The 25,235-nt window shown below is 76.2% G+C and carries 23 protein-coding genes; 14 read left to right on the forward strand and 9 right to left on the reverse strand.

Features of this window, described 5'->3' with window-relative positions; genetic code table 11:
- The first annotated feature begins 21 nt into the window (after positions 1-21).
- From ACFWJB_RS15765 to ACFWJB_RS15790, 6 genes are all read left to right on the forward strand, one after another.
- Positions 22-1,395: a cryptochrome/photolyase family protein gene (locus ACFWJB_RS15765; RefSeq protein WP_386922776.1), complete on the forward strand. Its 1,374-nt coding sequence runs from the start codon at positions 22-24 to the stop codon at positions 1,393-1,395.
- 16 nt (positions 1,396-1,411) lie between these two features.
- Entirely contained in the window at positions 1,412-2,908 is a 1,497-nt protein-coding gene (locus ACFWJB_RS15770) for a cryptochrome/photolyase family protein (RefSeq protein WP_386922802.1), read from the forward strand.
- A gap of 135 nt (positions 2,909-3,043) precedes the next feature.
- Positions 3,044-4,186: a polyprenyl synthetase family protein gene (locus ACFWJB_RS15775; RefSeq protein WP_386922804.1), complete on the forward strand. Its 1,143-nt coding sequence runs from the start codon at positions 3,044-3,046 to the stop codon at positions 4,184-4,186.
- Complete coding sequence (locus ACFWJB_RS15780) at positions 4,183-5,754, forward strand: phytoene desaturase (protein WP_385470776.1); 1,572 nt, start codon at positions 4,183-4,185, stop codon at positions 5,752-5,754. The genes ACFWJB_RS15775 and ACFWJB_RS15780 overlap by 4 nt, the downstream gene beginning before the upstream one ends.
- Complete coding sequence (locus tag ACFWJB_RS15785) at positions 5,741-6,739, forward strand: phytoene/squalene synthase family protein (protein WP_386922778.1); 999 nt, start codon at positions 5,741-5,743, stop codon at positions 6,737-6,739. The genes ACFWJB_RS15780 and ACFWJB_RS15785 overlap by 14 nt, the downstream gene beginning before the upstream one ends.
- Entirely contained in the window at positions 6,736-7,740 is a 1,005-nt protein-coding gene (locus tag ACFWJB_RS15790; RefSeq protein ID WP_386922780.1) for a DUF5914 domain-containing protein, read from the forward strand. The genes ACFWJB_RS15785 and ACFWJB_RS15790 overlap by 4 nt, the downstream gene beginning before the upstream one ends.
- A gap of 30 nt (positions 7,741-7,770) precedes the next feature.
- Here ACFWJB_RS15790 and ACFWJB_RS15795 read toward each other — a convergent pair whose 3' ends face one another.
- The 5 genes from ACFWJB_RS15795 to ACFWJB_RS15815 form a co-directional block, all read right to left on the reverse strand.
- On the reverse strand, positions 7,771-9,327 hold the full coding sequence (locus ACFWJB_RS15795; RefSeq protein WP_386922782.1) for an FAD-dependent oxidoreductase: 1,557 nt from the start codon (positions 9,325-9,327) through the stop codon (positions 7,771-7,773).
- A complete protein-coding gene (locus ACFWJB_RS15800; RefSeq protein WP_386922784.1) occupies positions 9,324-10,058 on the reverse strand; it encodes a class I SAM-dependent methyltransferase in 735 nt (244 codons plus the stop codon). Before ACFWJB_RS15800 ends, ACFWJB_RS15795 begins: the two co-directional genes overlap by 4 nt.
- Entirely contained in the window at positions 10,055-11,281 is a 1,227-nt protein-coding gene (locus ACFWJB_RS15805) for a lycopene cyclase family protein (RefSeq protein ID WP_385470786.1), read from the reverse strand. Before ACFWJB_RS15805 ends, ACFWJB_RS15800 begins: the two co-directional genes overlap by 4 nt.
- Positions 11,278-11,550 (reverse strand): hypothetical protein, encoded by a 273-nt coding sequence (locus ACFWJB_RS15810; RefSeq protein WP_386922786.1) that lies wholly within the window; start codon positions 11,548-11,550, stop codon positions 11,278-11,280. The genes ACFWJB_RS15805 and ACFWJB_RS15810 overlap by 4 nt, the downstream gene beginning before the upstream one ends.
- Positions 11,551-11,712: 162 nt before the next feature.
- On the reverse strand, positions 11,713-12,708 hold the full coding sequence (locus tag ACFWJB_RS15815; protein ID WP_385470797.1) for a MerR family transcriptional regulator: 996 nt from the start codon (positions 12,706-12,708) through the stop codon (positions 11,713-11,715).
- A 166-nt stretch (positions 12,709-12,874) separates the two neighbouring features.
- Here ACFWJB_RS15815 and ACFWJB_RS15820 point away from each other — a divergent pair, with 166 nt between their 5' ends.
- The 4 genes from ACFWJB_RS15820 (at position 12,875) to ACFWJB_RS15835 (ending at position 15,549) form a co-directional block, all read left to right on the forward strand.
- Complete coding sequence (locus tag ACFWJB_RS15820) at positions 12,875-13,489, forward strand: sigma-70 family RNA polymerase sigma factor (RefSeq protein WP_386922788.1); 615 nt, start codon at positions 12,875-12,877, stop codon at positions 13,487-13,489.
- A gap of 104 nt (positions 13,490-13,593) precedes the next feature.
- Positions 13,594-14,436: a DUF4397 domain-containing protein gene (locus ACFWJB_RS15825; RefSeq protein WP_386922790.1), complete on the forward strand. Its 843-nt coding sequence runs from the start codon at positions 13,594-13,596 to the stop codon at positions 14,434-14,436.
- Position 14,437: 1 nt separating this feature from the next.
- Positions 14,438-15,076, forward strand: coding sequence for a class F sortase (locus ACFWJB_RS15830; RefSeq protein ID WP_386922792.1), 639 nt, complete (start codon positions 14,438-14,440; stop codon positions 15,074-15,076).
- Entirely contained in the window at positions 15,073-15,549 is a 477-nt protein-coding gene (locus tag ACFWJB_RS15835; protein ID WP_386922794.1) for a hypothetical protein, read from the forward strand. Before ACFWJB_RS15830 ends, ACFWJB_RS15835 begins: the two co-directional genes overlap by 4 nt.
- Here ACFWJB_RS15835 and ACFWJB_RS15840 read toward each other — a convergent pair.
- The 3 genes from ACFWJB_RS15840 to ACFWJB_RS15850 form a co-directional block, all read right to left on the reverse strand.
- On the reverse strand, positions 15,521-15,913 hold the full coding sequence (locus ACFWJB_RS15840) for a hypothetical protein (protein ID WP_385459440.1): 393 nt from the start codon (positions 15,911-15,913) through the stop codon (positions 15,521-15,523). The two genes, ACFWJB_RS15835 and ACFWJB_RS15840, sit on opposite strands and share 29 nt — an antisense overlap.
- Positions 15,913-18,300, reverse strand: coding sequence for a DUF4132 domain-containing protein (locus tag ACFWJB_RS15845; protein WP_386922796.1), 2,388 nt, complete (start codon positions 18,298-18,300; stop codon positions 15,913-15,915). The genes ACFWJB_RS15840 and ACFWJB_RS15845 overlap by 1 nt, the downstream gene beginning before the upstream one ends.
- A 65-nt stretch (positions 18,301-18,365) precedes the next feature.
- Positions 18,366-18,905: a hypothetical protein gene (locus tag ACFWJB_RS15850; protein ID WP_385459444.1), complete on the reverse strand. Its 540-nt coding sequence runs from the start codon at positions 18,903-18,905 to the stop codon at positions 18,366-18,368.
- 209 nt (positions 18,906-19,114) lie between these two features.
- Here ACFWJB_RS15850 and ACFWJB_RS15855 point away from each other — a divergent pair, with 209 nt between their 5' ends.
- Genes ACFWJB_RS15855 through ACFWJB_RS15865 form a run of 3 tightly spaced genes read left to right on the forward strand, consistent with a single transcriptional unit; the run spans position 19,115 to position 21,875 of the window.
- Complete coding sequence (locus tag ACFWJB_RS15855; RefSeq protein WP_385459446.1) at positions 19,115-20,488, forward strand: rhodanese-like domain-containing protein; 1,374 nt, start codon at positions 19,115-19,117, stop codon at positions 20,486-20,488.
- The gene (locus ACFWJB_RS15860) at positions 20,485-21,234 is read left to right on the forward strand and encodes a sulfite exporter TauE/SafE family protein (RefSeq protein ID WP_386922797.1); all 750 of its coding nucleotides are present in this window, start codon (positions 20,485-20,487) and stop codon (positions 21,232-21,234) included. Before ACFWJB_RS15855 ends, ACFWJB_RS15860 begins: the two co-directional genes overlap by 4 nt.
- 56 nt (positions 21,235-21,290) lie before the next feature.
- Positions 21,291-21,875, forward strand: coding sequence for a rhodanese-like domain-containing protein (locus ACFWJB_RS15865; RefSeq protein ID WP_385459569.1), 585 nt, complete (start codon positions 21,291-21,293; stop codon positions 21,873-21,875).
- A 106-nt stretch (positions 21,876-21,981) separates the two neighbouring features.
- Here the strand turns inward: ACFWJB_RS15865 and ACFWJB_RS15870 are convergent, their stop codons facing one another.
- Positions 21,982-23,646: an FAD-dependent oxidoreductase gene (locus tag ACFWJB_RS15870; RefSeq protein ID WP_386922799.1), complete on the reverse strand. Its 1,665-nt coding sequence runs from the start codon at positions 23,644-23,646 to the stop codon at positions 21,982-21,984.
- Between the two features lie 267 nt (positions 23,647-23,913).
- Here ACFWJB_RS15870 and ACFWJB_RS15875 point away from each other — a divergent pair, with 267 nt between their 5' ends.
- Positions 23,914-25,137, forward strand: a complete 1,224-nt coding sequence (locus ACFWJB_RS15875) for a SchA/CurD-like domain-containing protein (protein ID WP_385459452.1) — start codon at positions 23,914-23,916, stop codon at positions 25,135-25,137.
- Positions 25,138-25,235 lie beyond the last annotated feature (98 nt).

Raw genomic sequence — 25,235 nt, forward strand, 5'->3', positions numbered from 1 at the left:
CCCTCCCCTAGGAGCGACGTCATGACCCGCGCGGTCGTCCTGTTCACCTCCGATCTGCGCCTGCACGACCACCCGCCGCTGCGCGCCGCGCTGGCGGCGGCCGACGAGGTGGTGCCGCTCTTCGTCCGGGATCCGGGCGTGCACGCCGCCGGGTTCGACGCGCCCAACCGCAGCGCCTTCCTGGCCGACTGCCTGGCGGACCTGGACGCCTCGCTGCGGCGCCGGGGCGGCCGGCTGGTCGTGCGCAGCGGCCCGGTCGCCCGGGAGGCCGCCGCGGTGGCGGCCGAGTGCGGGGCCGAGCAGGTCCACGTGGCCGCCTCGGCGACGGGCTACGGGCAGCGCCGGGAGGAGCGGCTGCGCGAGCACCTCGGCGCCCGCGGGGTGGACCTGCACGTGCACGACGCGGTGACCACCGCCCTCCCGCCCGGGCGGGTCACGCCGTCCGGCTCCGACCACTACGCGGTGTTCAGCCCCTACTTCCGCCGCTGGTCCGCCGAGCGGCTGCGGGACACGTGCCCGGCGCCGCGCACCGTGCGCGTGCCCGAGGAGGTGCGGGGTGAGCCGCTGCCGTCCCGCGACGCGCTCTCCGGGCTGTCCCCTGGGCTTCCCGCGGGAGGCGAGGAGGCGGGCCGGCAGGCGTTCTCCCGGTGGGCCCGGTCGGGGATGTCCCGGTACGAGGAGCGGCACGACGAGCTCGCCGCCGACGGGACCTCGCGCCTGTCGCCGTACCTGCACTTCGGCGCCCTGTCCCCGGTGGAACTCGTGCGGCGCGCCCGCGCGGACGGCGGCCCCGGGGCGGAGGCGTTCGTGCGGCAGCTGTGCTGGCGGGACTTCCACCACCAGGTGCTGGCGGCGCGCCCCGACGCGTCCGTCCGGGACTACCGCACCCGCCACGACCGGTGGCGGAGCGAGGAGCAGGCGGCCGAGGACGTCGCCGCCTGGCGGGAGGGCCGTACGGGCTATCCGGTCGTCGACGCGGCGATGCGTCAGCTGCTCCACGAGGGCTGGATGCACAACCGGGCACGGCTGCTGGTCGCGAGCTTCCTGACCAAGACGCTGTACGTGGACTGGCGGATCGGCGCCCGGCACTTCCTCGACCTGCTGGTCGACGGCGACATCGTCAACAACCAGCTCAACTGGCAGTGGGCGGCCGGCACCGGCACGGACACCCGGCCGCACCGCGTCCTCAACCCGGTCGTGCAGGGCAGGCGGTTCGACCCGCGCGGGACCTACGTGCGCCGCTGGGTGCCGGAACTGCGCGACGTGGAGGACCGGTTCGTCCACGAACCCTGGCGGCTGCCCGAGGACCGGCGCGCCGGCCTCGACTACCCCGGGCCGCTGATCGACCTGGCCGAGGGGCTGGCGCGCTTCAGGCACGCCCGCGGCCGTGACTGAGAAGGGCGGACGCGCCGTGCACTGGCTCTTCGGCGACCAGCTCGGTCCCCACTTCCTCACCCCCGGCGAGGCGGGGCCGGGACGGGACACGCCGCTGCTGATGATCGAGTCGCGGTCGGTGTTCCGGCGCCGCCGCTTCCACCGGGCCAAGGCCCACCTGGTGCTGTCGGCCATGCGGCACCGGGCGGCCGAGCTGGGCGACCGGGTGAGCTACGTCCGCGCCGGCACCTACCGGGAGGGGCTGGAGCGGGCCGCGGGCGGCCGGACGGTCACCGTCCACCACCCGACCTCGTACGCCGCGGCGCGGCTGGTGCGCTCGCTGCCCGGGGTGCGGGTGGGACCCGCGCGGGGGTTCCTGGTGCCGATGGAGGACTTCGCGGCCTGGGCGGACGGGCACGGCGGCGGGCGGCTGCGGCAGGAGGACTTCTACCGGTGGGTGCGCCGGGGCCACGACCTGCTGATGGACGGCGACGCCCCGGCCGGGGGCCGGTGGAACCTGGACCACGACAACCGGCAACCCCCGCCGCGCGACGCCCCCGTCCTCGACGTCCCGCCGCCCTACCGGCCGCGCGAGGACGGGATCGACGACGAGGTGCGTCACGACCTGGACCGCTGGGAGCGCGACGGCGACGTGTCCTTCGTGGGCCGGGACGGGCCGCGCACGTTCCCGGCGAGCCGCACCGAGGCGCGGGCGGCGCTCAAGCGGTTCCTGACCCACCGGCTGGCGACCTTCGGCCCGTACGAGGACGCCGTGCTCGCCGCCGACCCGGTGATGAGCCACAGCCTGCTGTCGTCCTCGCTCAACCTGGGCCTGCTCGACCCCGCGGAGTGCGTCGGACGGGCGGAGGCGGAGTGGCGCGCCGGCCGGGCACCGCTGAACAGCGTGGAGGGGTTCGTCCGGCAGATCGCCGGCTGGCGCGAGTACGTGTGGCAGCTCTACTGGTACTTCGGCGAGGACTACCGCCGCTCCAACGCCCTCGGGCACACCGCCCCGCTGCCCGCCTGGTGGGACGAGCTGGACGCGGACGCGGTGCGGGCGAACTGCCTGCGCACGGTGCTGGCCCAGGTGCGGGACACGGGGTGGACCCACCACATCCCCCGGCTGATGGTCCTCGGCAGCCACGCGCTCCAGCGGGGCTGGGACCCCGCCGCGGTCACGGACTGGTTCCACCGCTGCTTCGTGGACGGCTACGACTGGGTCATGGTGCCCAACGTGGTCGGCATGTCCCAGTACGCCGACGGCGGCCGGATGACGACCAAGCCGTACACGTCGGGCGGCGCCTACCTGCACCGCATGAGCGACCTGTGCGGGCCGTGCCGCTACCGGCCCGGCGACCGGACCGGCGAGCGCGCCTGCCCCTTCACGGCCGGGTACTGGGCCTTCCTGGACCGGCACCGGGATCGGCTGGCGCACAACCACCGCACCGCCCGGCCGGTGCGCCAGCTGGAGCAGCTCGCCGACCTCGACGAGGTGCGCCGCCAGGAGGGCGCCCGCGGTGACGCACCGCCATGAGGCAACCGGTGCTGGGCCGGTGGAGTGACCGTCATCCGGGCGGCCCGCCCGCCGATCAGGAGTCGGCGCATCCATAGCGGGGCACTCAGCCGAAGCACTGGTGTGCGGGTGATCGAGAGCGACAAGGGGTTGTCCATGCTGGGACTGCGGCCCACGGTGGCCGAACAGGTCGGGAGGGTCGACGGTCCGCTCACGGCCCGCGACGCGGCCCGGGCCGTCGAGGCGGAGCTCGGGCGCCTCCTCGACGAGGCGCTCGGGCGGGCCCGCGACACCGATCCGGTGTTCGCCCGTGATGTCGCCGGCCGCGTCGCCTCGCTGGTGCTGCGGGGCGGGAAGCGGCTGCGCACGGCGTTCGCGTGGTGCGGGTGGCGTGCGGCCGGCGGATCGGGGGACGCCACGGCGGTGCTGCGCACGGGCGCGGCCCTGGAACTCGTCCAGGCGTGCGCGCTCATCCACGACGACGTGATGGACGGGTCCCCGCTGCGCCGCGGCGGACCGGCGGTGCACGTGGACCTCGCCCGCATGCACGAGGACGCGCGCATGGCGGGCCCGCCCGAGGCCTTCGCGACCTCCGCGGCCGTGCTCGCCGGTGACCTCGCCCTGGCCTGGGCGGACGACCTGATGACGGAGACGGCCCTCGGCTCGCCGCACGGCCCGCGGCTGCACCGCGAGTGGCAGGCCATGCGGACCGAGATGGTCGCCGGGCAGTACCGGGACATCCACGCGCAGGCCACGGGCGCCTCCGGGGTCGACGAGGCGGTGACCATCGCCACCCTCAAGAGCGCCCTGTACACGGTCGAGCGGCCGCTGGCCCTGGGCGCGTCCCTGGCCGGTGCCGAGACCGCCGCCCTGGACGCCCTGCGCTCCGCCGGACGGTGTGCCGGCCTCGCCTTCCAGCTCCGCGACGACCTCCTGGGCGCGTTCGGCGACCCGGCCGAGACGGGCAAGCCGGCCGACGACGACCTCCGCACCCGCAAGCTCACCTGCCTGCTCGCCGTCGGCTCCCGGCTCGCCGGGGACTCCGGTGACCGGGAGGCAGCGGACGCGCTCGCCCCCGGTGCGCGCGCCGCGTCCGACGACACGGTGCGCCGGATGCGGGCGGCGCTCGAACGGACGGGCGCGCGGTCCGCCGTCGAGGCGAGGATCACGGAGCTGGCCGCGGCGAGCCTGCGGCACTTCGACCGGTCCGGTGCCGCGCCGTCGGTGCGGCGGGAGTTCGCGGCCCTGGTCGAGCGGGCGGCCGGGACCGCGCCGCGGCGCGCCGGGGAGGCGGCGTGAGGACCGTCCCGGGTGCCACGGACCACGTCGTCGTGGTGGGCGCCGGGCTCTCCGGGCTCGCCTGCGCCCTGCATCTGCTGGGTGCCGGCCGCCGCGTGACGGTCGTCGAACGGGACGCCGGGCCGGGCGGCCGGGCGGGCCGGGTGCGGCTGGGCGGCTACGAGGTGGACACCGGGCCCACGGTCCTGACCATGCCGGACCTGGCCGACGAGGCGTTCGCCGCCGTGGGCGACAGCCTCGCCCGCCACGTCGAGCTGACGCCGCTGCACCCGGCGTACCGGGCGGCTTTCGCGGACGGCAGCTCGCTGGACGTCCACACCGACGGCGCTGCGATGGAGGCCGAGGTCGAACGGTTCGCGGGACCGGCGGAGGCGGCCGGTTACCGGGGGCTGCGGGACTGGCTGGAGCGGCTGTACCGGGCCCAGATGCGGCGGTTCATCGACACCAACTTCGACTCCCCCTTCCAGCTGCTGCACCCGGACCTGGCCCGGCTGGCGGCGCTGGGCGGTTTCGGGCGGCTGGACCGGCGCATCGGCCGCTTCCTGTCCGATCCGCGGCTGCGCCGGGTCTTCTCCTTCCAGGCCCTGTACGCCGGGGTGGCCCCGGCCAGGGCCCTCGCGGCGTACGCGGTGATCGCCTACATGGACACCGTGGCCGGTGTCTGGTTCCCCAAGGGCGGCATGCACGCGCTGCCCCGCGGCATGGCCGACGCGGCGGCGGGGGCGGGCGCCGAGTTCCGCTGGTCGGCCGAGGCGACCTCGCTGGAGCGGTCCGGGGGCCGGGTCCGCGCGGTGCGGCTGGCCTCGGGCGAACGCGTCGCCTGCGACGCCGTGGTGCTGACGTGCGAGCTGCCCGCCGCGCACGCCCTGCTGGGGCGCGCCCCCAGGCGCCCGGTGCGGCTGCGGCACTCGCCGTCCGCCGTCGTCCTGCACGCCGGGACCGACCGCACCTGGCCCGGCCTCGCCCACCACACCCTGTCCTTCGGCGCCGCCTGGGAACGCACCTTCCACGAACTCACCCGCTCGGGACGGCTGATGAGCGACCCCTCCCTGCTGATCACCCGGCCGACCACGCACGACCCCGGCCTGGCGCCGCCCGGCAGGCACCTGCACTACGTCCTGGCGCCGTGCCCGAACACCGACGTGGGCCCCTCCGGCGCCGAGTGGCGCGACCTGGGTCCGCGCTACCGCGACAGCCTGGTCGCCGAGCTGGAGCGCCGCGGACTCGACGGGTTCGCGGCCGGCATCCAGGAGGAGCTGCTGGTGACGCCCCTGGACTGGGCGGCGCAGGGGCACGCGGCGGGCAGCCCCTTCTCCGTCTCCCACACCTTCGCCCAGACCGGCCCGTTCCGCCCGCGCAACCTGGTGCGCGGCCTGGAGAACGTCGTACTCGCGGGCTGCGGCACCACCCCCGGCGTCGGTGTGCCGACGGTGCTCATCAGCGGCAAGCTCGCCGCCGCCCGCGTGACCGGCGGGGCTCCCGCCGGCCGTCGCGCCCCCACCCGTCCGGCACCGCGCGGCGCCCGGGCCGTCTCCCTGACCGCGGAAGGCACGCATGACCCGTCGTGAACTGGACGCCGCAGGCATCACCGACCCCGCCTTGCGGGCCGCCTACGCCGAGTGCCGGCGGCTCAACGCCCGCCACGGCAGGAGCTACTTCCTGGCCACGCGCCTGCTGCCGGTGGAGCGCCGGCCCGCCGTGCACGCGCTGTACGGCTTCGCCCGCTGGGCGGACGACATCGTGGACGACCTCGACCGGCCCCGGACGCCCGCCGAACGCGACCGGCTGCTGAAAGCCCTGGAGGGGGACCTCGCGCACGGGCTGCGCACCGGCGCGGGCGACGAACCGGTGGTGCGGGCGGTGGCCGACACCGCCGGGCGGTACGGGATCGAGCACACGCTGTTCGCGGACTTCCTGGCCTCGATGCGCAGCGACCTGCACGTCACGGACTACCCGGCCTACGCCGACCTGCGGAGCTACATGCACGGCTCGGCCGCGGTGATCGGACTGCAGATGCTGCCCGTGCTGGGCACGGTCGTCCCCCGCGAGGAGGCCGCCCCGCACGCGGCCGCCCTCGGGGTGGCCTTCCAGCTCACCAACTTCCTGCGGGACGTCGGCGAGGACCTGGACCGGGGCCGCGTCTACCTGCCGGCGGATCTGCTCGGCGCCCACGGCGTGGACCGGCCGCTGCTGGAGTGGAGCCGGCGCACGGGCCGCACCGACCCGCGCATCCGGGCGGCCCTCGTCGCCGCGGAGGACCTGACGAGACGGGAGTACCGGGCCGCCGAAGCGGGCATCCCGATGCTCGACCCGCGCACGCGCCCCTGCATCCGCACGGCGTTCACCCTCTACGGCGGCATCCTCGACGCCATCGCGGACCAGGGGTACACGGTCCTGCACCGCCGGGCGGTGGTGTCGCGCCGGCGCCGCGCGGCCGTGGCGGCGGCCGGCGTCGTGCAGATCGCCGCCGCGCGCCGGCGTGCGGCCCGCACCGGGCGCCGGGCGCCCCGCCCGGACGCCGCCCCGCTCGAGTCGAAGGGAACCGTGGGATGAGCGACCGGGCGGACCGGGCCCGCTGGACACCGCCGCTGCGGCGACGCCGCCGGGCGGACTGGGCGAACCAGTCGCCGACCTGGCGGGAGGCCCGGCCTGCGCTGATCGCCGACGCGCTGAAACGGGCCTCGGCCCGTCCCTCCGGCAACTGGTTCGTCGTCGGCGCCTCGCGCGAGGTGCGCGCGGGCCGCCCGTACGGCAGGACCGTCGGCGGGACGGAGGTCGTGCTGTGGCGGTCGGACTCCGGGGAGCTGCGCGCGGGCCCGGGCGTGTGCCCGCACCTCGGTGCGCCGCTCCGGGACAGCCGGGTGGTGTGCGGGACGCTGGTGTGCCACTGGCACGGACTGGGCCTGGACGGCGGCCCGTTCGCGGGCTGGGCCCCCTACCCGGTGCACGACGACGGCGTGCTGGTGTGGGTCCGGCTGGACTCGGTCGGCGGTGAGGAGCCGACGGAACGCCCCGTGGTCCCGGCGCGGCCGGCCGCGGGCAGCGGGGTGGACGCCGTCTTCACGGCCGTCGGGCGGTGCGAGCCCGAGGACGTGGTCGCCAACCGGCTCGACCCCTGGCACGGGTCGTGGTTCCACCCCTACTCGTTCGTCGACCTGACCGTCGCCCGGCCGCCCCGGGGCGAGGACGACGACGCCTTCGTCGTCGACGTCTCCTTCCGGGTGACGGACCGCCTGGTGGTGCCGGTGCGGGCGGAGTTCACCGCGCCCGAGCCCCGTACGGTCGTCATGCGCATCACCGAGGGGGAGGGCCGGACCTCGGTGGTGGAGACCCACGCCACGCCGCTGACGGCCGCGGGCGCCGACCGGCCGCGGACCGCCGTCGTCGAGGCGGTCGTCGCCGCCTCGGACCGGCGCGGCTTCGCCCTGGCGCGGGCCGCGGCGCCCGCACTGCGCCCGCTGATGCGCCGGACCGCCGGACGGCTGTGGCGCGACGACCTCGCGTACGCCGAGCGGCGCTGGGCGCTGCGCAGTACGGGCCGCTTCCCCGGGTGAGGGCCGGGGGCGGTGCCCGGCCCGCCCCCATCACCCCCCGAGGGCTGCTCGGCCGCCCCCGATGCCGCTCAGGGCGCGCAGGGCCGCGGACCGGCCGGCCCGGGGCACCGTCCACAGCGTCTGGCCGCGCACCCCCCAGTCCGCGAGGAGCCGTCCGGCCGCCAGGAACCCGGTGGTGGCCGCGCGTTCCATCAGGGCCACGGGCAGGTCGCTGCGGATCGCGTCGCCGGCCAGGGTCACCCTCGGGTGGGGGGTCGCGACGGTGGGGCGCCGCGTGTGGGAGCCGACCGGGAAGAAGGGGCAGTCGGCGCGCCACTCGTGCCGGGCGTCCACGATCCGCGCCCGCCGGGTCTCCGGGTACACCCGGTGCAGGCCGGCGATCAGGCGGTTCTGCACGGTCTCCGGTGCCGCTCCGGCGGCGACGGCGTAGGCGTGCAGTTCGACCACGGAGCCGCCGGTGCGGGCGGCCCAGCGGGCGGCCTCCCCCTCGTAGCGGTCGAGGACGCTGATGTTGTCGAGGCCGTCGTAGCCGCTGGTGCCGAGGAATCCGGGCCGGTGGGCGGAGACGGGCCGGTCGAGCCAGAGCCGGGAGACGAGGAAGGGCGGGGCGGTCGTCAGGGCGGCGACGTCGTCGCGCCAGGGCTCCGTGCCGAGGTCGGGCGACGCGGCGATCACCCCGCGCAGTGCGCCGGGGTCGAGGGCGAGGACCGCGGCGTCGTGGCGGTCCAGGGTGCCGTCCGTCCGCACCTGGACTCCCCCGGCGTCGTCGGGGTGGACGCCGCGCACGGGGGTGCCGGTGCGCAGGTCGGCGCCCAGGCGCTGGAGGTAGTCGCCGAGCGGCTCCCACAGGGCCTGCGGGAAGGGCTCGGCGGGGACGTCGAAGAGCAGGCCCTCCGCGGAGCCGAGGAAGTAGATGTGGAACATCAGCAGCAGTTCCGCGGCGGACAGTTCGCGCGGGTCGGCGAAGAAGCTGCGGGAGAACACCTCGAAGGCCAGGTGGTGGGCGGCCTTGGGGAAGCGGACGCGTTCCAGGAACGCCGTGGCGCTCGTGCCGTCGAAGCGCTCGTAGACCTCCGGCACGCGGACGTCGAGGAGCGGGAGGGCCGCGCGGGCGTCCATGCCGGCGAGGTCGCGCCAGCCGAAGGTGGGGCTGAGGGCGACGAAGCCGAGCGCGCTGAACGGCGGGGTGCGCGGGACGCGGGCGAAGCTGTCGGTCAGTCCGCCGCTGTGCCGCAGCGGGTAGTCGGGCAGGGGCCGGAGGCGGTCGAGGCCGGGGTCGGTGCGCCGCAGCAGGCCGCGCAGGTTGTAGTACTGGCGGAAGAAGGCGTGGAAACCGCGGCTCATGGTCACCGGGGACCCGTCGGAGAGCCGCGTGGGCCAGCCGGCCAGGCGCCCGCCCAGCGACTCCTCGCGCTCGTAGAGGGTGACGCGGGCGCCCCGTTCGGCCAGCAGGGTGGCTGCCGCGAGGCCGGCGATGCCCCCGCCGGCCACGGCGACGCGGGGCGCGTCGCCGGGGGCGAACCGGGCCCGGCCGGGCGGGGGCTGGAGGATCTCGGCCTTGCGGTCGCGTCCGCGGCGGGCGGTCATCGGGCGTCCTCCGCGGCCGGGCCGCCGGTGCCGTTGCGGGCCGTGAAGGTGTGCACGATGCCGGTCTGCCATCCGGCGACGGGGGCGGCGCGTACGCCGGTGAAGCCCGCGTCCGCCAGGCGTGCGGTGAAGGCGGGGGCGGTGTCGAAGTCGAGGACGCTGCGCCACAGGTGCCGGTAGAGGGCGCGGTCGCCGCTCAGCGTGCCCGCGGGGATGATCACGCCGTGGCACACCGCGGTCCACAGGGCCCGGTGGGCGGCGGAGCCGCTGAGGCTGTACTCGTGGACGGCGAGCCGGCCGCCCGGCCGCAGCAGCGAGCGGACGGCCCCGAGGAGCCCGTCCGGGTCGGTGACGTTGCGGAACAGGTAGGCGGCGAACACGGCGTCGTACGGGCCCTCCTGGGCCGTCGCCACCTCTTCGGCGGTCAGGTGCCGGAACCGCACGCGGTCGGGCCACGGCTTGGCCAGTGCGCGCCGCAGCATGCCGGAGGAGGCGTCGACGGCCGTGATCCGGGCGCGCGGCGCGGCCCGCAGGAGGGCCGCGGTGGAGGCGCCGGTGCCGCAGCCGAGGTCCAGCACGTGCAGCCCGGCCCCGGCCCGGGGCAGCCGCAGGCGGTGCGCGGAGCGCAGCAGGTCGGTGCGGTAGCCGGGGTTGAGGGACGTCAGGCGGTCGTAGGTGTGGGAGGCGCGGTCGAAGGCGCGTGCCAGTTCGTGGTCGCGCAGCAGTGTCATCGGGGGTTCTCTCCGGTTCGTGGGGCGGGTGGCGGACGGCGTGGCAGGAAGGGGAGTTCGACGGCGGTCCGGAGCATGGGACCGACGGGGGTGCGCAGGCCGATGCCCCACTCCTCCCAGGGGGTCGTGTCGCCGTCGAGGAAGCGCAGCAGGCGTTCGGGCGGGACACGGCGGAAGAGGTCCGTGAAGAAGCGAGGGCCGTCGACGCGCCCGGTGTCCAGGGCCCGCAGCAGCACGGCGTCCATGGCGAGGGCCCGGCGCCCGTGCGGCGGGGGGACGTCCGCGCGTCCCGCGTGCAGGGCGGCGGCGATGGCCCGGCTCTGCCGCTGCACGGCGGCGAAGGTGTAGCCGGTCGCCGGGCGGGTGGCGCCGCCGGCGGTGCCGATCCGGAAGACGGCCGGCCCGACCCGCCGGGCGAAGCGGGCGTCGGTCATGGGGATGACGCCCTGCTCCGCCGACTCGACCGTGAACGCGCCGAGCCGCAGGACGTCGCGGCAGTAGTGCGCCAGTGCCGCCTCGTACGCCTCGGTGGTCAGCGGTGTGCGGGAGAACTCGGTGTACTCGACGAGGGCCCGGTCCGGGGCCGTGGGGAGGACGTAGCCGAAGGCGAGCCCGTGCCGCGGCTGCGGCACCCGGAAGTCCATCAGGTCGGCGACGCCGGGGTCGAAGCGGTCCGTGCGGGTGCGCACGAACCAGCCGCGGAAGTGCTGGAGGAGCCGTGTGCGGGCGGGCGGAAGCGTGGGGTCCGGCCGGGAGTCGAAGACGTGGCGTGCCCGCAGGGACAGCGTCCGGCCGTCGGGGCCGGTGCAGGGCACCTCCGCGCCGTCGGCCGTGTCGCGCACCGGGCCGGCCGTCGCGCGCAGGACGCGTACGCCCGGGGTGCGGGCGAGCCGGGTGTGGACCAGCCGCTCGAAGTCCGTGGACCGGAGCATGCGGTAGGTCAGCGGCGACGGCCGGACGGTGACCGGGCGGCCGTCGGCGCCGTGCACCCGCAGCGTGGCCCAGGAGGCGCTGACCGCCTCGTCGAAGTCGGCGGTGCCGCGGTCCCAGTAGCACCAGGTCCGTTCGGGAGGGCGCAGCGGTCCGTCGGGGGCCTCCACGAGGGTGACGGTGAGGGGGGAGGCGGACGCGGTGAGCCGGAGGGCGAGGCTGAGTCCGGCGGCGCCGCCGCCGAGGACGGCCACGTCGCACCGTTCCCCGGCGGCCTCGGGGGGCCGGCTCACCCGGCGCGCCGTTCGGCGGCGGGTGCCCGGTCCGCGGCGGTGCGCGGCGCTCCAGCGTCGGTGCCTGCGGCGGTGCGCGGCGCTCCGGCGTCCGGGTCCGCGGCGCCGGCGGGGGCCGGCACCGCACGTCCGGGCCCGGTCCGCCGGGCGCGGAGGCCGCTGGTCGGCACGGTCGGGTACGGGGCGCCGGGCGCCGCCACGGGGGCGGGCGCACCGCCCCGGACACCGGTGGCACCGGCCACCCGTACGCGCGCGCCGTCGAGGTCCACACTCCGCTCCCAGTCGCAGGCAAGGGCACCGGTTCTTCTTGCTCCATCGTCTGTTCTCCGCGCCGGGCGTCCCCGGATGCGGCTTCCGTGATCCGGCCGGCTGTCACCCGGATGCCGGAACACCGGGCCGCCGCATGCGCGTACCCGAGGAGGGGCGTCGTGTCACCTGCGTACGACGGACTCGACGACCGCGACGGCCTCGGCCAGTCCGGGAGGGTGCGGCAGCCCGGGTGCGGTCTGCCCGGCCCAGCCGGGTCCGAGCGTGAGGACGGCCGGCTTCCTGCGCGCGCCCCGCACGCCCCACTCCATCGCCGCGATGTGCCGGGCCAGGGGGCGGCTGGCCGTGGTCCGGGACTGCGCCCACAGGCCCACCGCGGCCGGGCCCGTCCTGCGGACCGCGGCCACGAGGGACTCCACGGGCAGCGAGCCGCCGAACATGCGGATCGGCAGGCCGCGTTCGGTCAGGGCGGCGGCCAGCACCTCGAGCGGCAGGGTGTGGTTCTCGGCCGGCGCGCAGGCGAGCACGGTGACGGTGCCGGGGCGGTCGGCCGGCACGGGAGGCGCGTGGCGGCGCAGCGCACCGGAGACGTGCCAGGACAGGAAGTGCTCGACCTCGACGTACCGCTCCCCCGAGCTCTCCCACTTGCGGCCGACCGCCTGAAGGGTCGGCATGATCACCTCCGTCCAGGCGGTGACCAGGCCGTACCTCTCGATCGCGCCGGTCAGCAGGTCGTCGAGGGCGGCGGCGTCGAGGCGCAGGGCCGCGCGGGCGACTCCCCGGCACTCCTGGCGGGCGTCGCCGAGTCTCAGCCCCGCTCCGGCCCGGCTGCGCGCGCGGGCCGCCGGCGGCGGGGCAGGGGGGCCGTCCTCGGCACGCGGGGGCGTGACCGCGTCCGTCCCGCCGAGGGCCAGGCGGGCGGCCTCGGCCGGGGGCAGTCCGGTCGCCGTCAGGGCGCACATCCGCTCCAGGCGGGCCAGGTCCCCGGCGGTCCAGCGCCGGTGCCGGCCGCCGGTGTGCGCGGCCGGGCCGAGTCCGTAGCGGCGGTCCCAGGAGCGGATCGTCGTGGGCGCCACCCCCAGCCGCCTCGCCACCTCGCCGGTGGTCAGCCCGCCGGTGGCCGGCCCCCCGCCCGTTTCGTCGTCCGTGCCGTCGTCGATGTCCACACACCCAGCTTACGACGCACAAGCGACGCATGTTGCTTGCGTCGTTTCGCCTCTGAAGAGTGGTGCGCACGAGCCGGTGACAACGGCGCACACGCCGTCTCCCTCCGCTCCGCGGGCGGCCCTCCGCCACGTACGGCACCGACGGCAGGAGGAACAGGTCATGACCACGAACACGCGACACACCGACGCACCCGCACCCGCTCGCGCCCCGCAGGAGACCCGGTACGAGGACGAACTCGCCCGCGGTCTGCTCGCCGCCGACGAGCGGGCGTTCGCGGCCGTGTACCGGCGCTGGGGCGCGCTCGTCCACGGCATGGCCACGCGCTCGCTCGGTGACGCGCACGAGGCGGAGGACGTGACCCAGCAGGTGTTCCTCGGCGCCTGGCGCGGACGGAACGGCTACCACCCCGAGAAGGGGCCGCTCGGCGGCTGGCTGGTCGGCATCACGCGCCGGAAGATCGTCGACGCGCTGGCCGCCCGGACGAGGCGCCTCACCCTGATCGACACCGTCACGCACGACGCCGACGCGGGGCGGCCCGAGGCCGGCGCGGCGGACGAGGTCCTGGACCGCGTGCTCCTGGTCGACGCGCTGTCCCGGCTGCCGCGCAGCCAGCGCGAGGTGCTGTGCCTGGCCTTCTACCAGGACCTCACCCAGGCCCAGATCGCCGAGCGCACCGGCATGCCCCTGGGCACCGTGAAGAGCCACACCCGCCGGGGCCTGCACCGGCTGCGCGAGGCGGTCGTCCGGGGCCGGGCCGACGAGGCCGCCGCCTAGGGCGCCGCGAGAAGGTCCCGTCCCCCGCATCCGCGGCGGCGCCGGAGCCCGAAACCACTCATGAGACTGCGCGAACGACGCAACTCCTCGAAGGGATGATCCCCATGAACTCCCGGACCCCCCTCATCCTCGGCGCGTCGGCCGGAGCCTGCGCCCTCGCGCTCTCCGTCGCCGCCCCCGCCCTGGCCGCCCCCTCGGCGGGCGGGGCCGGCCAGGCCTCGGTGTCCGTCTTCCACGGCGTCCCCGGACTGACCGTCGACGTCTACGCCAACGGCACCAAGCTCCTCGGCGACTTCAAGCCCGGAACGGTGACCGCCCCGCAGTCCCTCGACGCCGGCACCTACGACATCAAGATCTTCCCGGCCGGCCAGGGGCCCGACGGCACCCCGACCATCGAGAAGCAGGTCAAGGTACCGGAGGGGGCGAACGCCACGATCGCCGCCCACCTCTCCGCCGCCGGCAAGCCCGAGCTGACGTCCTTCGTCAACGACGTCTCCCAGGTCGGTGCCGGACAGTCCCGGCTGACGGTGCGCCATGTGGCGGCCGCGCCGGCCGTGGACGTCCGGGCGGGCGGACAGCCGGTCTTCAAGGGCCTGACCAATCCCCACCAGGACACCACCGTGGTCGACGCGGGCACCGTCTCGGCCGACGTGGTGCTCGCCGGCACCGACACCGTGGCCATCGGCCCGGCCGACCTGAACCTCAAGGAGGGCACCAACACCGTCGTCTACGCCTGGGGCAGCGCGGCCGACAAGAACCTCGCCCTGGCGACCCAGACGCTCGGCGGCATGGAATCGGCGCCGAAGGGCGTCCACGCGGGCGGCAGCGGCGCGGCGGCGGCCTCCACCAACTCCTCCGACCAGTGGCTGGCCTGGGCTGCCGCGACCGGTGCGGTCACGCTCACGGGCGTGATGGTGATGCGCCGGGTCGCGGGCCGGCGTGGGTGACGTGGCACGACGGCTCACCGGTTTCGGCGTGACGGCCGCCGCTCGGGCGGCGGCCGTCACGCTCGTCTCCGCGCCGTCGCGGCAGGCGTCGCCCCCGGCCGACTTCGGCCGTTCCCCCGCCCGGTCCGCCGCCGCGCCCGACCGGCCGGTCCAGGTGGGCGCGGCGCGTTCCCCCCGGCCGGTGGACGATGCGGCCGCTCCCGTGCGCGTGCTGGTGCGCTCGGTGGGTCTCGACGCCCGGGTGAGCCCGGTGGGCGTCACCGGGGCGGGCGACATGGCCGTTCCGCCGGACCCCGGCGTCGCGGGCTGGTACCGCTTCGGCCCCGCCCCCGGGAGCGCCCACGGCTCGGCGGTGCTCGTCGGGCACGTCGACGGCGACACCGGAGAGCTCGGCGAGTTCGCGTCGCTCTACGACGTGGAGCCCGGGGACCGGGTCGAGGTCCGCCGGGCCGGTGCCGACCCGGCCGGCTACCGCATCGTGGCGCGCGCGACGGTGCCCAGGGACGCCATCCCGGCCTCGGCCTTCCGCCGCGGCGGGCCACCGGTCCTGACCCTGATCACCTGTGCGCCGCCCTTCGTCCCCGAGGACGGCGGCTACCAGGCCAATCTGATCGTCACCGCGGAGCCGGCGGGAGGGTGACGGTGCCACATGTCGACCCGGCGCACCTGGCGGAGCTGGCCCTGGGAAACGGAGTCCCGCCCGACGACGTGCGTGCCCTGCGGCACATCGCGGGGTGCGAACGCTGCCGGGAGGACCTGCGGGTGATGACCCGGATCGTCACCGCGGTCCGCTCGGTCGAGGAGGCGGATCTTCCCGTGGCCCCTCCGGGCCGGGTGTGGCGGCGTATCGAGCGGGAACTGGCCGGCACCGCCGAGGCCGCCCCGGCGAGTCCGCTCCGCGGGCGGCCGGAGTCGGCCGGCTCCCGCGCCCCGCGCCGCTCCCCGGGCACACCCGGGCCACGGACCGGCCTGGTGTGCTGCATGCTCACCGGCGTACTGGTCGCCTGGTGGCGAAGGCGCGCGGCCCGGCCGTCCGGACCGGCGCCCGCCCTCCCGCCGGGCGAGCACCGGTTCACGTGCCGGCTCAGCCGCCGGCGAGGGCCATCAGCTTGACGAAGACCAGGACGGGGCCGGTCGTGAGGTCCACGGTGTCGTCGAGGTGCTCCAGTTGCCGGTCGCCGTTCAGGACGAAGAAGCCGTTGGTGAGGAAGGCCCGCTCGGCCGCCTCGGTCTGGCGTCGCGCGTCGACGCGGCGGGGCGCGCGGAGACGGTGGCCGCCGGAGTCCGGTGCGGCGCCGTCGGGGCGGACCAGGCCGTCGAAGCGGTCGCCGGGGCGGGCGTCGTACCGGGCGGCCTCCTCGCCGACCCGGAGCCCGATCAGCTCCCGCACCGTCATCCGTCCGGGCAGCCCGGTCATCGCCCACTCGGCGACGAGCCTGCCCGTCGCCGTCTCGTCCCGGAAGGTCACGGAGCCCATCAGGCACCTCGCCGGATCTGGCGGAGGATGGTCTCGTCGGTGATGGCGTCGTCGGCGGCCAGCAGGAACGCCTTGCTGAGGATGAGGGCGAGCCGTTCGTCGTCGAAGGGCAGGAACACCGCGCGGTCCGCCGGGCGCCTGGCGGGGACGACGCACAGGTAGCTGTCGTCCGGTTCCATCAGGATGTTCGCCGAGAAGAGGTGGATCCGGTACGTGCGCAGCTCGCCCCGGACCCGCAGGAAACGGCCGTCGAGCGTGCAGCGGTCGGCGATCTTCAGCCGGGGCAGGAGCCGCTCCAGCACGTCGCGGCGTGCCAGGGCGCTCTCGGTCAGCTCGCCGAACGCGGTCCGCTCCCAGTAGGCGCGCCCGGCGCCCCCGTCGGTCCAGTCGGGGTCGGCGGCGATCGAGGTCACTCCGACGAAGAGGTCCACGTCGCGCATGGCCTCGCTGAACACCAGCGGGGGCACCTCGGCGAGGCGTGCCTCGCGCCAGGCGCCCTCCGTGCGGTGGTCGAAGCACACCCGGTCGGTCGAGGCCAGTTCGTCGTCGCCGACGGATTCGGACCAGGTGTGGCGGAAGCGGACCCGCCACTCCCCCGCCGCCAGGGTGCGCTCGGCCTCGTCGCCGTCCCCGTCGTCCCAGGGACCGAGCAGGCGGCTCGACCATCCCCGGGCCCGGAACAGGGCGAACATCCGGCGGTAGTGGACGAGATGGGCGGCGAAGCGGTTCGAGTAGGTGCCGGTGCGCTCCTCGGCCGGGGTGAGGAGGTAGATCTCGCGGTACGCCTGCTTGAAGGGCTGCCGTACGCGCCGTTCGGTGAGCAGCTCCCGCCAGGCCCGTACGGCGTCCGGCTCGGAGCGCAGCGGGTGCCAGAGCCGTACGGCGGCGTCGTCGGGCGCGTCGGGGAGGTCCTCGCCCGTCTCCGGCAGCACGGCCCGCCACTCGCCGGGCGCGACCTCGATCTCCCAGATCAGCCGGCCCACGAGGGTCCGGGCGAGGGGATGGCCGGCCAGCTCGGCGCGCCACCGGCCGTACGGGGGGACGGTGTCGACGGTGTCGACGGTGAAGCCGCCCTCCAGCGCCCGCAGGAGGGTGGCGAGCTGGGCGTTCAGCCGCTTCACCAGGTCACGCAGCTCCCTGACCAGGGCGGCGTGGTCGCGGCGGACCGGCGCCGGTACGGAACGCAGCGGGCGGCCGTCCTTCTCCCAGGTCAGCGTGGCGGTCTCGGTGACCGTGACGACCGCCTCGTAGTCCCCGGCCGTCCGGCGCAGGACGCCGCCCGCGGCGGAGCCCCCGTCGACGGCGGTGAAGTCCGTCCGGGGCAGCCGCAGTGCCACGTCGGTGCGTTCGGCCAGGGCGGCGTCCACCTTCTTGAGCATCCTGCCCAGCTGCTTGGGCACCCCGGCGTGCCGGACGGTCCGGCGCACGGTGCGGATCGCGGTGACCAGCTCGGGTGTCGGGAAGTCCTGGGCGGCGCGCACCACTTCGTACAGCAGGGCCTGGGAGGGGAGCGTCCTCGCCGCCGTCGGGGCGAGGGCGAGGCCGGGCAGGAGCCGGTCGAACAGACCGGGCAGCCAGGGTTCGTCGCGCAGCAGTGCGACCCGCAGGGCCTGGCCGAGCGAGGTGATCTCGCGGTCGGTGAAGGCCTTGTCCGCCCGGTAGGGGATCTCGCCCGCGCGGATCGCGTCGGTGCGGTCGGCGGCCGCCTCCAGCGCGCGGCGGGCGAACGCCACGTACGCCGGGCTGTCGGCCGACCGCCGCCACGCGTCGACGTGCGGCGGGACGAACCTGCTGTCCCGGTCCGTCCCGGACAGCGCCGTCTGTTCGGGCAGGGTGAGTCCGGCGATGACGGCCGTCTCGTCGGCGACGATGGGGCCGACGTCGCGGGAGAGCCGTGCCACGGCCGCGCCGAGCGTCTCGTCGCCGGCGAGCGTCGCGACCGCGAGCAGCGCGTACGGCCGGCGCACGCTGTCCTTCTCCAGCTGCGCCCCGACCAGGGCGCGGGCCGGCCGGGACACGTCGGGCAGCGGTCCCGTGCAGTGCTGGAGTGCGTCCAGGCCCAGGGTGAGGTCGGCCCCGCCGTGCTCCTCGGACTCCTCGACGAGCAGGTCGAACAGCCGGCGGCAGGCGGCGGGTGTGAAGCGCGGCTGCCGTTCCCTGGCCTCGGCGCGTATCGCCTGGCCGGCCGTGCGCATCGTGCGCGGGGCCGAGGGGTCCGTCCGCAGGGCCGCGACGAGCAGGGTGCCGAGCTCCTCGTCGGAGACCTCCGCCGGGTCGGGGTGGCCGTCCTCGCCGAAGTCCGGGTCGGTCAGCGCGCGCATCAGCAGGTCGGCGGGGCCCGTCGGGCCCCTTTCCCGGTCCCGGGTCCCCAAGGCGTCGTTCAGCATGGCCGGATGATGGCAGGCAGCACTGACAACGCTGACAACACTGATCACGCGGCCGGCCGCGGGCGTCAGGCCGTCCCGTCGCGCTGCCAGACCCGGGGCCAGTTCCCGGACGGCGGGGGCGGGCCCGCGATGCCCAGGTCGCGGCGGGCGAGGGTGTAGAAGGCGTCACGCGCCCGGCTCATGCGCCGGACGGCGTCCTCCCAGCCGGCGGGGTCGTCCCGGTCGCCGCGCGCGTAGAGCTCGACGTTCCACACGGCCTCGTGCCACGCGCGGGCCGCCGCGACGGTCTCGGCGTCGCCGACGAGCAGCACGGACTCCCACTCGGCCGCGCGCCGCGTCTCGGCCTCGGCGAGCTGGGCGAGGCCCTGCTCCGGGTCCAGGGGGTCGACGGCGTGCCGGAACCCCCGGGCCGCCCCCATGCGCTGCGCGATGTTGATCTGGTGCTTCAGGGCGTTGGCGTAGGCGGCGTAGGTGTCCAGTCTGCGCTGGTCCCAGCGTTCCGCGCGGGCCCGCCGCCAGCGGCTCCGCTCCGTGAGGCTGGTGGCCAGGTAGGAGCCGGCCGCTCCTACGACGACACCGGTCAGCGCGGGCAGCTGCTCCCACAACGCGGATTCCCCCCTGGAGTGGCGCGGGCAGTCGGGGGACACAGTGCCGCACTTCACGGCTCCGGGACAGGTGGCGCGGGGCGGCGAACGTCCGTCCCCGCACGGCCGGCGACCGTGGCCGAAGACGATGGAATATACCCCCCGGGGTACCCGTGTTACGGTGGAAGACATACCCGGGGGGGTAATCTTCCCTGTGAAGGAGTTTCCGGATGTTCTTCGTCGACACCCTCGAGCTGGAAGGTCTCGGCAACCGTTCCTACCTGGCCGGCGGCGCGCGGAACGCGGTCGTGGTCGATCCGCCGCGCGACATCGACCAGGTCCTGGCGGTGGCCGCACGGCGCGGGGTGCGGATATCCCACGTGGTGGAGACCCACCTCCACAACGACTACGTCAGCGGTGGTCTGGAGCTGGCCCGGGTGACGGGTGCCGTGTACCTGGTGCCGGCCGGCGCCGGCGTCTCCTTCTCGCGGGTGCCCGTGGCGGACGGTGACACGGTCGGCGTCGACACCGGGCTGGAGCTGCGGGCGGTGGCCACCCCGGGCCACACCCCGCACCACACCTCGTACGTGCTGCGGGAGGACGGCGTGCCGGTCGCGGCGTTCACCGGCGGCTCGCTGCTGATCGGCACCGTGGGGCGTCCGGACCTGGTCGAGCCGCGCCTGACCGAGCGGCTGGCCCGGGCCCAGCACGCCTCCGCGCACCGCCTGGCCGCGGAGCTGCCGGACGAGACGTCCGTCCTGCCGACGCACGGCTTCGGGAGCTTCTGCTCCTCCGCGCAGGCCGACGGGGACGCCACCACGATCGGCCGGGAGAAGGCCGTCAACGCCGCGCTGACCGAGGACGTCGACGCCTTCGTGGCCCGGCTCCTGGCGGAGCTGGACGACGTGCCCGCCTACTACACCCACATGAGCCCGGCCAACGCGGGCGGTCCCGCCCCGGTCGACCTGACCCCGCCGGCCGTCGCCGACGCCGACGAGATCGCCGCCCGGCTGGCGGCGGGCGAGTGGGTGGTGGACCTGCGCAGCCGCGTCGCGTTCGCCGAGGGCCACGTCGCCGGGTCGTACAACTTCGAGGCGGACGGCAAGCTCGCCACCTACCTCGCCTGGCTGATCCCCTGGGGCAAGCCCGTCACGCTGCTCGCCGAGTCGCCGGAACAGGTGGCCGCCGCCCAGCGCGAGCTGGTCCGGGTCGGCATCGACCGCCCCGCGAGCGCCGCGACCGGGACGCCCGAGGAGTGGGTGCCCGAGGGCGGGCGGCCGGTGTCGTTCCCGCGGTCGACGTTCGCCGGACTGGCCGGACGCGGCACGGACGGCGTGGTCGTCCTCGACGTACGGCGGGACTCCGAGCGGGCCGCCGGACACATCGCGGGCTCCGTGCACATCCCGGTCCACGAGCTGCGCGAGCGGCTGGACGAGGTGCCGGCCGGCACCGTGTGGGTGCACTGCGCGGGCGGCATGCGGGCCGCGATCGCCGCGTCGCTGCTGGACGCCGCGGGACGCGACGTCGTGGCCGTCGACGACGGTTTCGACGCCGCCGGCGCCGCCGGGCTGACGGTGACCGACCGGACCGACCGCGCGGCATGACCGCCCTGATCGCCGCGCTCGTCGCCGGTGCCGTCGTCGGCCTGGCCCTGGGCGGCCTCGGCGGGGGCGGCAGCGTCCTCGCCGTGCCCGCCCTGATCTACCTGCTCCACTTCGACCCGGCCGACGCGACGACGGCCGCCCTCGTGATCGTCACCCTCACCTCCGTCACCGCGCTGACCGGGCACGCCCGGGACGGCAACGTCGCCTGGCGCACCGGGCTGCTGTTCGCCGCCGCGGGTGTCGTGCCCGCGATGCTCGCCGGCGCACTGGCCGGCCGGGTGCCCGAGACGGCGCTGGTCGTGGCCTTCTCGGCCGTCGCCGCGCTGGCCGCCCGGCGGATGCTGCGGTCCCCGGCCACCGAGCCGTCCGGCCGCCCCGTCCGCCCCGGGAAGGCCGGTGCCGTCGGTGCCGGGCTCGGTGCGGTGACCGGGTTCCTGGGCGTGGGCGGCGGCTTCCTCGCCGTCCCGGCGCTGGTGGGCGTGCTGGGTCTGGCCATGCGCCGGGCCGTCGGCACGAGCCTCCTCGTCATCACCGTCAACTCCCTGGCCGCCCTCGGCGCCCGGGCGGGCACCGGGACGCACCTGGACTGGGCCGTCGTCGGGCCCTTCACCGCGGCGGCGGTCCTCGGCGCCTGGGACGGCAGACGCCTGGCCGACAAGGTCAAGGGCCGGACCCTGCAGACCGTCTTCGCCTACGCGCTCCTCGCGGTGGCCCTCTTCATGCTCGTCGACGCGCTCCTCCCGTGAGCGACGACGGCACCTCTCCCCGCAGCACCATCGACCTCCACAGGAAGGACCTCCCCATGACCACCCCCGCCGCCCCCGACACCCTGGACCCCCGCCAGGCCCACTCCCGCCTGCACGAACTCACCGTCGTCGACGTCCGCACCCCCGGCGAGTACGGCGGCGGTCACCTGCCGGGCGCCCACAACGTGCCGCTGGACCGGCTCCGGCAGGCCCTGCCCGAGCTGCGGGCCGCCGCCGAGCGCGGGGACGTGCTCGTCGTCTGCGCCTCCGGCAACCGCTCCGCGAACGCCTGCCGCGTCCTCGCCGAGCACGGTGTCCGGGCCGCGACCCTCGTCGGAGGCACCGGGGCCTGGGCCGCGCAGGGGCACCCGCTCGACCGGCCGGCGGGCGGCCAGAAGGCCCGCTGGGGCATGGAGCGCCAGGTCCGGTTCACCGCCGGGACCCTGGTCCTGCTCGGACTCCTGCTCGGCCTGCTCGTGCACCCGGCCTTCCAGCTGCTGTCCGCGGGCATCGCGGGCGGGCTGGTCTTCTCGGCGCTCACCGACACCTGCGGCATGGCGGCCCTGCTCGGCAGGCTCCCCCACAACCGGCCCCACCGCGCCGACCTCGACGCCACGCTCGCCCGGCTGCGCGGCCACTGACCGCGCCCCGCGGCCGCTCCGGTGACGGCGTGCACCGCGGGACCGGCCGCCGGGACGTCCGTGCGGGGACGCGCCCGGCGGCACGGCGTGGACCCCGGCCCGCGGGTCAGGCCAGGGACAGGACCGACCTCACCACCTGACGCAGCGTCGCCGCGGGGTCCGGCGCGGGCCCCGGGGACCGCCACGCCACGAAGCCGTCCGGGCGCACCAGGACCGCCCCGCCGCGCGTCACGCCGTGGGCCTTCGCCCAGTCGGTGTCGTCGTTCTCGGGCAGCAGGTCGGCGTCCGGCGACTTGCCCACCCGGTACGGCGTCAGCGGGAGGCTCATCTCGTGGGCCAGCCGGGTCGCCGCCTCGTGCCAGCCGCTGGGCTCGGTGGCGTCGCTGAGCAGGACGAGGGAACGCTCGTAGAGGTCGAGCGTGGAGACGCGCTCCTCGCCGCGCAGCAGCCACAGGTGCGGGGCCCTGCTGCCGGGTTCGCCGGTCAGCGAGAGCTCCTCCGGGACCACCGGCGTCGCCGGGTCGGCGCCGACGACCGCGCCCTGGGGGTAGCGGTAGCCGAGGGCGACGTTGAGGATGCCGCGCTGCGGGCCGCCGCCGCCTCCCGCGGCCGGGGGCGGGGCGAAGCCGGGGTGGCTGTGCTCGGCCGACCGGGCGGCGGCGCGGGCGCTGGTGGCCTCCGCGACCGGGCGGCGTTCGCCGTCGTAGGTGTCGAGGAGGCCGTCACCGGCCCAGCCGTCGAGGACGGCGGCCAGTTTCCAGGCGAGGTTGTGGGCGTCCTGGATGCCGGTGTTGGAGCCGAACGCGCCGGTCGGGGACATCTCGTGGGCCGAGTCGCCGGCCAGCAGGACCCGGCCCGAGCGGTAGCTGCGGGCGACGCGCTGGGCGGCGTGCCACGGGGCCCGGCCGGTGATCTCGACGTCGAGGTCCGGGTCGCCCACCGCGCGGCGGATGTGGTCGGAGCAGCGCTCGTCGGTGAAGTCCTCCACCGTCTCGCCGTTCTCCGGGTGCCACGGGGCGTGGAAGACCCAGTTCTCGCGGTTGTCCACCGGGAGCAGGGCGCCGTCCGCGTCCGGGGCCGTGAGGTAGCAGACGATGAAGCGGCGGTCGCCCACGACGTCGGCGAGCCGGCGGGAGCGGAACGTGATGCTGATGTTGTGGAACAGGTCGCCGGGGCCGCTCTGTCCGATGCCGAGCTTCTCGCGCACGGGGCTGCGGGGACCGTCGGCCGCCACCAGGTAGTCCGCGCGGATCGTGGTGCGCTCGCCGCTCTCACGGTTCTCGACGACCGCCGTGACCCCGTCGGCGTCCGCGTCGAACGACTGCAGCTGCGTACCGAAGCGCAGGTCGCCGCCCAGCCGGCGGGCGTGGGTGAGGAGTTCGGGCTCCAGGTCGTTCTGGCTGCACAGGCACCACCCGCTGGGGCTGAACCGGGCCAGGCCGTTGCCGGGGTCGATCTTCTTGAACAGCCACTCCCCCGCGTCGCCGACCAGGGTCGGCGTCTGGAGGATGCCGTGGTTGTCGGCCAGCGTGGCGGCGGCCCGCCGGATGTCCGGCTCGGTGCCCGACACCCGGAAGAGCTCCATCGTGCGGACGTTGTTGCCCCGTCCCCGGGGATGAATGGAGGTGCCGGCGTGGCGCTCCACCAGCGTGTGCCGGACACCGAGCCGACCCAGGAAAACCGAGGTCGACAGGCCGACCAGGCTGCCTCCGACGATCAATACCGGGACGCGGTGGGCCCCGGCTTCCGATCGACCGGCTCTTTCGTTCATCGCTCGTCCTCCGTTGCGTCGGGCCGCGGTCGGGCCGTCGTCGAGTGGCAGCTCCCGTGACATGCAGGGGCCGGGGCTTCATGCATGCCCCGTGACGCCCGCGGCGGCTCAGGCTTCACCCGCTTGTCCCGCCTGGTTCGCGGTCCCCGCGGGCACGGCCCACGATCGTGTTTGTGCGACCGGCGCACCCCGCCGTACGCGGCGCGCGCGGCGACGGTCGTACTCCCCCAGTCCACGAGGAAGTTCCCCCGAGAAGAGGTGGGCCGGATGACGGTCTCTCCCGTCGTGTCGTCGGATGCCGGATCGGCGGATGCCGCAGCCATGGGTGCCGGGGCGACGGCCGCCGTGTCCGCGGACGCGGGCGGCGTCTCGATATCGGCGTTCGACGGATCCCGCGTGCGGGTCGTGCTGATGCTGGACATCCACGACGGCATGCAGCAGGAGTTCCTCAACGCCTACGAGCGCATCCGTCACCGGGTCGCGGCCGTGCCGGGACACGTCAGCGACCAGCTGTGCCAGTCCCTGGAGAACCCCACGCAGTGGCTCCTCACCAGCGAATGGGAGAGCGCGGCGCCCTTCCTGGCGTGGGTCAACAGCGACGAGCACCTGTCGGCGGTCGAGCCGCTGCAGACCTGCGTCCGCGACACCCGCTCCCTGCGCTACAGCGTGCTGCGGGAGACCCTGGCCGACGGCACCGAGGCACCCGCCGCGGCCGGCGAGGAGCTGCGGGCCGCTCCCCGGGTCGGGAGCAACGTCGTCCGGCACGCCCTGACCTTCACCGTGCGGCCCGGCAGCGAGGCCAAGGTCGCCGAGCTGCTGTCCAACTACGCCTCACCCGAGGCCCAGGTCGACGAGGCCACCCGGCTGCTGCGCACGTCGCTGTTCATGCACGGCAACCGGATCGTGCGGGCCGTGGAGGTGCGGGGCGACCTGCAGTCCGCGCTGCGCCACGTCGCCCGGCAGCCCGGGGTGCGGGCCGTCGAGGAGGCCCTCAACCCCTACCTGGAGCAGGACCGCGACCTGAACGACCCGCACTCCGCCCGCCGGTTCTTCACGCTGGCGGCCATGCCGGCCGTCCACCACGTGGCGTCCGCGACCGGGGCCGAGGCCCGCCCGCAGCGGTGCGCGCTGCTCTACCCGGTGCGGCCCGGCGCGGGTCCCGAACTCGCCCGGCTGCTGGCCCGGCAGGACGCCTCCGCCGTCTACACCCCCGACGGCCCGGTCCTCGCCGCGACCGTCTTCCACCGCGACGACCTCGTGGTACGGCTCGTCGACGTGGCCGGTGACCCGGACGAGGAGCCCGCGTTCGTCCTGGGGCTGCACGACCGCGGCGGGTCCTCCGACGCGGCCGGTGTCGCGGTGGCCGAACGGCTGCTGGACACCGCCTCGGTCGGCATCGACGGACCCCTGACGGACGCCGGCACGCTGTCGCGGCTGCTCGCGCGGGCCCGTATGACGCCGCTGACCGACCGGCGTTCGCTCCCCTCCTGACCCGCCCCGCCGGGGGGGGGCCCCCCCCCCCCCCCGGGGGGCCCCGCCCCCCCCCCCCCCCGCCCCCCCACCCGCGGGGACCCCACAAAAAGCACCCA

Origin of the sequence: Streptomyces sp. NPDC127100 (genome assembly GCF_042724095.1) — a bacterium.
GTDB lineage: Bacteria > Actinomycetota > Actinomycetes > Streptomycetales > Streptomycetaceae > Streptomyces.

Coding starts and splice junctions, on each gene's coding strand:
- ACFWJB_RS15765 (WP_386922776.1), top strand. CDS start 22: ATGACCCGCGCGGTCGTCCTGTTCACCTCCGATCTGCGCCTGCACGAC.
- ACFWJB_RS15775 (WP_386922804.1), top strand. CDS start 3,044: ATGCTGGGACTGCGGCCCACGGTGGCCGAACAGGTCGGGAGGGTCGAC.
- ACFWJB_RS15785 (WP_386922778.1), top strand. CDS start 5,741: ATGACCCGTCGTGAACTGGACGCCGCAGGCATCACCGACCCCGCCTTG.
- ACFWJB_RS15790 (WP_386922780.1), top strand. CDS start 6,736: ATGAGCGACCGGGCGGACCGGGCCCGCTGGACACCGCCGCTGCGGCGA.
- ACFWJB_RS15795 (WP_386922782.1), bottom strand. CDS start 9,327: ATGACCGCCCGCCGCGGACGCGACCGCAAGGCCGAGATCCTCCAGCCC.
- ACFWJB_RS15800 (WP_386922784.1), bottom strand. CDS start 10,058: ATGACACTGCTGCGCGACCACGAACTGGCACGCGCCTTCGACCGCGCC.
- ACFWJB_RS15820 (WP_386922788.1), top strand. CDS start 12,875: ATGACCACGAACACGCGACACACCGACGCACCCGCACCCGCTCGCGCC.
- ACFWJB_RS15825 (WP_386922790.1), top strand. CDS start 13,594: ATGAACTCCCGGACCCCCCTCATCCTCGGCGCGTCGGCCGGAGCCTGC.
- ACFWJB_RS15840 (WP_385459440.1), bottom strand. CDS start 15,913: ATGGGCTCCGTGACCTTCCGGGACGAGACGGCGACGGGCAGGCTCGTC.
- ACFWJB_RS15845 (WP_386922796.1), bottom strand. CDS start 18,300: ATGCTGAACGACGCCTTGGGGACCCGGGACCGGGAAAGGGGCCCGACG.
- ACFWJB_RS15855 (WP_385459446.1), top strand. CDS start 19,115: ATGTTCTTCGTCGACACCCTCGAGCTGGAAGGTCTCGGCAACCGTTCC.
- ACFWJB_RS15860 (WP_386922797.1), top strand. CDS start 20,485: ATGACCGCCCTGATCGCCGCGCTCGTCGCCGGTGCCGTCGTCGGCCTG.
- ACFWJB_RS15865 (WP_385459569.1), top strand. CDS start 21,291: ATGACCACCCCCGCCGCCCCCGACACCCTGGACCCCCGCCAGGCCCAC.
- ACFWJB_RS15870 (WP_386922799.1), bottom strand. CDS start 23,646: ATGAACGAAAGAGCCGGTCGATCGGAAGCCGGGGCCCACCGCGTCCCG.
- ACFWJB_RS15875 (WP_385459452.1), top strand. CDS start 23,914: ATGACGGTCTCTCCCGTCGTGTCGTCGGATGCCGGATCGGCGGATGCC.